The organism is Nodularia sp. LEGE 04288 (assembly GCF_963896525.1).
In the GTDB taxonomy this organism is placed as follows: domain Bacteria; phylum Cyanobacteriota; class Cyanobacteriia; order Cyanobacteriales; family Nostocaceae; genus Nodularia.
The window spans coordinates 21,072-27,714 of sequence record NZ_CAWQOY010000156.1 but is presented as its reverse complement, the minus strand read 5'-3'; the positions used below and the strand labels follow the sequence as shown (position 1 = coordinate 27,714).

Annotated in this window: 6 protein-coding genes; all 6 read right to left on the bottom strand. The window is 42.8% G+C overall.

Annotation, left to right across the window (positions count from 1 at the left end; translation table 11 throughout):
• Positions 1-231: 231 nt before the first annotated feature.
• The 6 genes from AACX33_RS22820 to AACX33_RS22795 all read right to left on the bottom strand — a co-directional run bounded on the left by AACX33_RS22820 (position 232) and on the right by AACX33_RS22795 (position 6,572).
• Positions 232-1,203: a DUF362 domain-containing protein gene (locus AACX33_RS22820; RefSeq protein ID WP_193997131.1), complete on the bottom strand. Its 972-nt coding sequence runs from the start codon at positions 1,201-1,203 to the stop codon at positions 232-234.
• Positions 1,204-1,335: 132 nt separating this feature from the next.
• On the bottom strand, positions 1,336-2,406 hold the full coding sequence (locus AACX33_RS22815) for an anthranilate phosphoribosyltransferase family protein (RefSeq protein WP_193997130.1): 1,071 nt from the start codon (positions 2,404-2,406) through the stop codon (positions 1,336-1,338).
• A gap of 43 nt (positions 2,407-2,449) precedes the next feature.
• Entirely contained in the window at positions 2,450-3,373 is a 924-nt protein-coding gene (locus AACX33_RS22810) for a LysR family transcriptional regulator (protein WP_193997129.1), read from the bottom strand.
• Positions 3,374-3,665: 292 nt separating this feature from the next.
• Entirely contained in the window at positions 3,666-4,256 is a 591-nt protein-coding gene (hemJ, locus tag AACX33_RS22805; RefSeq protein ID WP_193997128.1) for a protoporphyrinogen oxidase HemJ, read from the bottom strand.
• Between the two features lie 225 nt (positions 4,257-4,481).
• Positions 4,482-5,330 (bottom strand): alpha/beta fold hydrolase, encoded by an 849-nt coding sequence (locus AACX33_RS22800; RefSeq protein ID WP_193997127.1) that lies wholly within the window; start codon positions 5,328-5,330, stop codon positions 4,482-4,484.
• A gap of 126 nt (positions 5,331-5,456) precedes the next feature.
• A complete protein-coding gene (locus AACX33_RS22795) occupies positions 5,457-6,572 on the bottom strand; it encodes an NAD(P)/FAD-dependent oxidoreductase (protein WP_193997126.1) in 1,116 nt (371 codons plus the stop codon).
• Positions 6,573-6,643: the final 71 nt, after the last annotated feature.

Genomic DNA, 6,643 nt, shown 5'->3' with positions numbered 1-6,643 from the left:
GTGATATAGAACCCCACCCCCAACCCCCTCCCCGCAAGCGAGGAGGGGGCTATGATGTACTTTATTCAAGTGCATACCGCTATACCTATTATAAGTTCCGACAGGCGATTTATTAGAAAAAACCCCGCCTGTGTTTTGGCTATTTATCATCACCACTGCTGCAAAGATTGATTTTCAGAATTAATTCTGTGGGCTTGATGGGAGAAGAGTGATTTGGTAAATTTTATGATTCTAGCCTTTACTATAAACACTCATCGGTTCCTTGAGAAACTTAATGTAAAGGTGTTTAAATGTAGACTGAATCACACGAGGCATGGCAAAATCAATTGGCATTAATTTATCTGGTAATTGCCAATCTTCTATTTTGAGTAAATCAGGTTGTAAATGGGGAAATTCTATCTCAGCTAATTCTGGACAAACTCCCAACCTTTGAGACGCTGCAACTGTGGGAACTTGTTCGGGTGGGACATTGAGAATTTCTACTACTGCCCTATCTAAAGCAAATACATCTGCTGCGGCTGCTAAAATACCTAAATCACGAGGTTCTCCACCACTCGGTCCATTACCTTCATGACCGATAATGCCATCTAAAATTGTTAAATTGGGATTAATTGCTCTGGCAGTTTCTACTAACATTTCACCAAAGCGGTTAGCATCTTTCCCCGCTTCCATGTGCCACCAAGCTTTCATTTTACCAGGAACGCAACCAAAGAGATTTTTTACCCCCATCGTTAATGTCAACTGCATATGTGATTTGACTTTGGGTAAGTTAATCACTACATCTGCTTCCATCGCTTCTTTGCATAGGCGCAGGTGATTAAAGTCTTCGTTAACTGTTTGGTAACGCTTACCGTGAAACTCAATGATAGGTATATGCAATGCTTCTAAAAGCGGGAGATAGCCGTTGGCTTCTGCAACTCCTTTGGCGCTACCAAATGCGGGACTATCGCCTAAAAATGGCTTACCACCAGCTGCTATTACCATCTGGGCTACTTCATAAACCAGTTCTCGCCGGGTTGTACACTCTTTTGTCGGGCGGGAACCTGTGAGAAGGTTGGGTTTGAGTAATACTCTATTTCCTGGTTTGACAAAGGCAGACATCCCCCCAAAAGGTTCTAGCAGGGTGACTAATGATGCCCGTAAAGCCTCGCTTTCGTAGGAGGTAGCCCGAATTAGACTGACTGATGGTTTTTGTGTCTGCATGGATAATATATTACTTGACTTTTTAAGTGCTTTTGATAGAATAAAGGTATCATTTTCATTAGATAGGTCTTATTGACAATATCTGACCTATCTTTATATTAAATTGGTATCACACTAGATTAATTTTATAACTCAAACTTGCTGAAAGTCTGTTTCGGCAGCAGAATTTACTGCTTGTTTTAGTTCTTGAAGTTTGGCAGCTACAGCACCATTATTGAGTAATTCGGCTGCTTTGGTTAATCCTGATGGCATATCTGAACAAATGCCACTGCGCCAGAGATAAAATCCCCCATTCCATAGGGCTGTTTGCATGAGTTCCCCAGGTTGACCAGCTAAAACTGCCTGAATTTGAGTCAGTAATTCTGCGGTAGTTCCTAGAGGTACATTCTTGCTACTAATACCATAATCATGGGGTGAGAGCAGCAATCTTTCAATTTCTGGGGACGTTTGAGATAAAGCGATAATTGCGGTGCGATCGCGTGGTAAATCGCAACTGCCTTCTAATCCCTTAATTAAAGTATATTTGTGGACTTTTCGCAGATCCAAGGCTACTCGAAACATGGTTTCTGTGGGCGGATGGACAAAACCAGCCACAATATGGGCATCCCCAGCATAAGGACACCAAATTAATTCCATTGTCGCTAAAGGTGGGCGCTTACCGAGTTGGTCGCGATATTCCCACATGGCGTTGGTTAAGGGAAAATGCACAGGTGTATAAATAAAGCCGATTTTTGTTTGCTCAAATACCTGCTGGGTTTTGGCTAGAGGTAAAGCAGTCCAATCCACACCTAACCCTTGCCAAATCTCAATCAGAGGTAAGCCATATTTTGTGGGGAAGCGATCGCCTCCGTGCATCACTATCGGTTGTCCGGCGGCGGCCAGTAGTAAAGCTGTAACTGGGCTAATTGGTGCTGTGCGGGTTCTGCCATCATAAGGTATTCCCAAAACCATCGCCGGGCGTGCAGAAGCGATCGCTTGCAGTTTTGGCCCCAATTCCTCATAAGCATCTAACATCCCGGCTAACTCTTCCCCGGTGGGTCGCCTGATGCGGTGGGCGATTAAAAATGCTCCAATTTGGGCTGGTTTGGCAACACCTTGCAGCATCATTTTAGTAGCGGTGGCTGCTTCAGCACGAGTTAAATTCTCGGCTGTATGGGTTCCACTACCTACCTTTTTCAGTAAATCTCTAAATGCGTTGCTCATGGCAGCAATTAGTCAACGGTCAACATTTTGAATCATCATAACTTTAGGAGGCTGATCGCTGGTGTTGAAATTGTGGGGGAATATGTTCTAGCACGAGTTGCCAAAAGTTCTGGATGGGCGGGATTTGGAGGCGGTCTTGAGTTGTGACCATCACTACCCGACGCGTAAAACCAGAATTATCCGCTAAGGGACGCACTGCCAGTGTAGAGTCATTCCGTGCTTCCATGAGTGCGGAATAAGGTAACAAAGCCACTAATTCGCCTTGGCGCACGACTCCTCGGAAAGCATCTAAGGTATTTACTTCTAACGCTGCTTGAAGTTTAGCTTCCAGGCGTTCAAATTTCTCTTGCACTAGCCGTTGCATTCCATAACCGTCTTTGAAAACTACTTGGGGATAACGGACTAATTCTGACCAAGGAATACTTTCATATTGGGCTAGGGGATGATGGACGGCTGTTAGCACTTCTATTGATTCTTCATATAAGGCTTCTACTACCATTTCTCTCCCAGTGGTTAAGAAGCGATTGTTCATCACCAGTGCTAAATCGACTAATCCATCTTTGAGGACTTTTAAAGCGCGATCGCTACCCAATGATGTGACTCGTAATTGTACTTCTGGATATTGGTGACAAAATTTTTGTAACACTGGTGGTAGGTAAGAAGCACAAAGCGAATGAATTGCCGCGATACAAAGTTCCGGCTGCTTCCCCTCGATTAAATCTGTTAATTCCTGTGTAGCAGTTTGCCACTCTTGGCATATTTTGCGGACACGAGGTAGCAAACATTCACCACCTAGAGTTAGCTTGGCATGGCTGGTGCGGTGAAATAGTTCTACGCCCATATCAGCTTCTAGTGACTGAATTTGGCGACTGATGGTCGATTGAGTGACACCGCATTTTCGGGCTGCTTGTTGGAAACTCCCGGTTTCTGCGATCGCCAAAAAGGCTTGCAACTGCTCTAGCCGCATTTTGATGTAGCCTGAATTACATTTATTGACTTGACTAAGTTAACGGGTTTTCTCCGGCAATTTAGTAAAATCGGCTACAGTTTTTTCTGAAAAGTTGCTGATTAAGCAAATGTAGAGACATTTCATCGAACATCTCTACATTCTTTTTCTGACCAATAGTTCCTTAATAGTAAAAGCCCCTAGATTTATCTATGGGGTCAATCCAAAATCCAAAATCCAAAATCCAAAATCCAAAATCCAAAATCCAAAATCCAAAATCTAAAATTGTGTGACCTCTTCTGGCGTTGCTGAACTAACTTTGTTGTTGAGGAACTTGTCCTATCTGTCCTTCTTCCATCAGCTTTTCTTGATCACGTCGGCGTTTTTTGGCGTAAAGCTGAATAGTCACCGCCATCAAAATTATTAAGCCAAAAATACCCCAAACTGTAATATCTGTGGGGAGATTATTCTTAAACACAGCCAGCAAGACAATCACCAGCAACATGACTGTAGGTGCTTCATTTAAAGCCCGCAACTGCTGACCACTCCAGCGACACTCATCTGCGGCTAACTGCTTCATCAGACGCTTACAGTAATGATGATAACCGAGTAAAAGGGTAACAAATAGCAGTTTAATATGCAACCAACTTTGTTTTAAAACTTCTGGTTCCGTACTTAATAAACCTATCGCCATTGCTACCGTCAGCAACATTCCTGGAGTGGTAATGATATTGTAGAGGCGCTTTTCCATAATCTGATACTGATTTTTCAGTATCGTCCTTGCTGGTTCTGGTTCTTGGTTAGCTTCAGCATGATAGATAAATAGACGTACTAGGTAAAATAACCCCGCAAACCAAACTACAATCCCAATCAGATGAAATGCTTTAAACCAGGAATATGCCATGAACTCAAATCTCCGTCAGTGTGGTTTTGATTCCTTTTTGGTTTTAATAAAAACTTTACAAATGCAGTCTGAGATAATATTATAAATCCGCCGCAAAAGCATTATTTACTAACCTTAACCATACTTAAAGTTACAGACAAACAAATAATTGACTGTTGTTTCTCTGCATTTATGCATGGTTTCTTGTTTATGATATCGATTTTTGCCAGATTTATTGTCTTTTTCTTAAGTATTTATCCGACGGACAAAGGGCAAAAGGTCTTCTAGAATCGTCTTGTGGTAGTGTTCTTGGGGATAATGCCCCACATTATTAATTTTTATTAATTCGGCATTCGGTACAGAATCAGCAAACTTTTGTGCTACCTCTATAGGTAACCAAGGGTCAATCATTCCCCACTGAATCAGAATTGGCTGTTGCCATTCTTTAAATCCCGATTCTATTTCTGACATTGCTTGGTCTAGTTGCAAATTCCGCACAGTTGCGAGGAGACTTCGCCCCGCCGTGGAAGCTTTTAAAAATGGTTTGCGATAAATATCTAAATCTTTATCTTCGATGCGGTAACGACTACCACCTTCGAGAGTCCGATCAACTAAGAGGGGGTCTTGGGTCATCATTTCACCTGCCAATGGTAAACCCAGTTGTTTAATTTTCCAAGGCAATTTGGCAGTGGTGGAAATTGGTGTATTCAAAATAGCTATGTTAGCAATTTGTTCGGGATGGCGCAAGGCATATTGTAAGCCAACAGAACCTAAATATCCTTGAACAACTAACGAAAAACGTTCCAGTTCTAAAGCCTTGACAAATCCTTCCAAGGCAGTAATAAATTTATCCGGTGTGTATGCAAAGTCCCATTTTTCGGGCTGGGCAGAAAAACCATAACCAATCCAATCAGGTGCGATCGCTCTCGTTCCCTGACTCCCTAAAGCAGGCATAATATTCCGCCAGCTATAACTCTGTGATACTAAACCGTGTAGTAATACTACAGGCAGCAAATCAGTTCTGCCAATGGGTTCACACTCGCGATAAAACCATTCTAGAGAATCTACTTTGATTTTATGTTCTGTTAAAGACACACTATTTTCCTAATAAAACGTCAAACAATTTTAGATTTTGGATTTTAGATTTTGGATTGATTCCACTGATAAATCAGGAGGCTTGTATCATTAAGCAACTATTGGTCAAAGCACAAATATGAAAAACTATTTTTTATAATGCCCAGAAATAATCATCTCACGAATTGCGTCAGCTGTTGCTGGTGCTAGTAAAACACCATTGCGGTAGTGTCCAGTAGCTAAGAGAATATTGCTAAATCCTGGTAGTGGTTCAATCACTGGTGCGGGACGACCTTCAGGGCGGGGACGTAAACCCGACCAAGTGCGGATAATCTCGGCTGGGGCTAAATCTGGGCAAAAGGCGATCGCTTGCTGCCAAACTGTATCTAACAATTCTGGATTTGCTAGTATTTCATCTGCATTACTCGGAAACTCCACCGTTGCGCCTACCCAGTAATCACCGCCACCGAGAGGGACAACATGGACATCATTACCAGTAATCACCGGCTGAAAGTCAGAATTACCTAATGGTTGATCTAAATGTATATGTAATGCTTGCCCCAAAACCGGGCGGATATCCAGCATTTGGTTTAACTGTGCCGTTAGTGGTGTGGAACCCAACCCCGCAGCTACCACAATCCAATCGGCGGCAATTTTTCCCTCTGTCGTCTCGACTGAATGACATTGACTAATTGTATCAATTTCTGAGGTAGGGGTATCCATCCCCAAAACATTCACACCAAATTTGCAAGTTACCCCATTGTGCTGGGCAGCCTCAACTAAAGCTAAGGTCAAAGCAGTAGGATCTAGTTGGCGGTCTTGAGGAGAATAAACCGCGCCTGTAATTTTGGTGTGATCAACTTGAGGACAGAGATTTTTGAGTTTGGCTGTATCCCAAAGTTCCAATTCCCAGCCTTGAGAATGGCGAACTGCGGCGAGGTTTTCCCATCCGGCTACATTCTCTTCTGACCCGAAAAGACTGAGAATACCTTGGCGGTTAAACGGGATTTTGCGGTTTGTTACAGCTTCCAATTCCGGAATTAAGGTTTCATAGCGTTGAATGCTAGTTTGTCGCCGCCGCCAAGCCTGACCTTTGATTTTATGACTAATCACGCCCATTAAAACGCCCAGGGCTGCACCTGTGGAAGCTTGGGCGGGTAGTTGACGGTCGATGACTGTAATTTTTAAGTTTTTAACTAGGCTAAGTTCATAGGCGATCGCAGCCCCCACAACACCACAACCGATGATGACTACATGACTCATTGTTTTTTGGAGAATGTTTTTGAGATTAAACCACAAATACACATATGTTATCGGTGTTTAGCTGTGGTTCC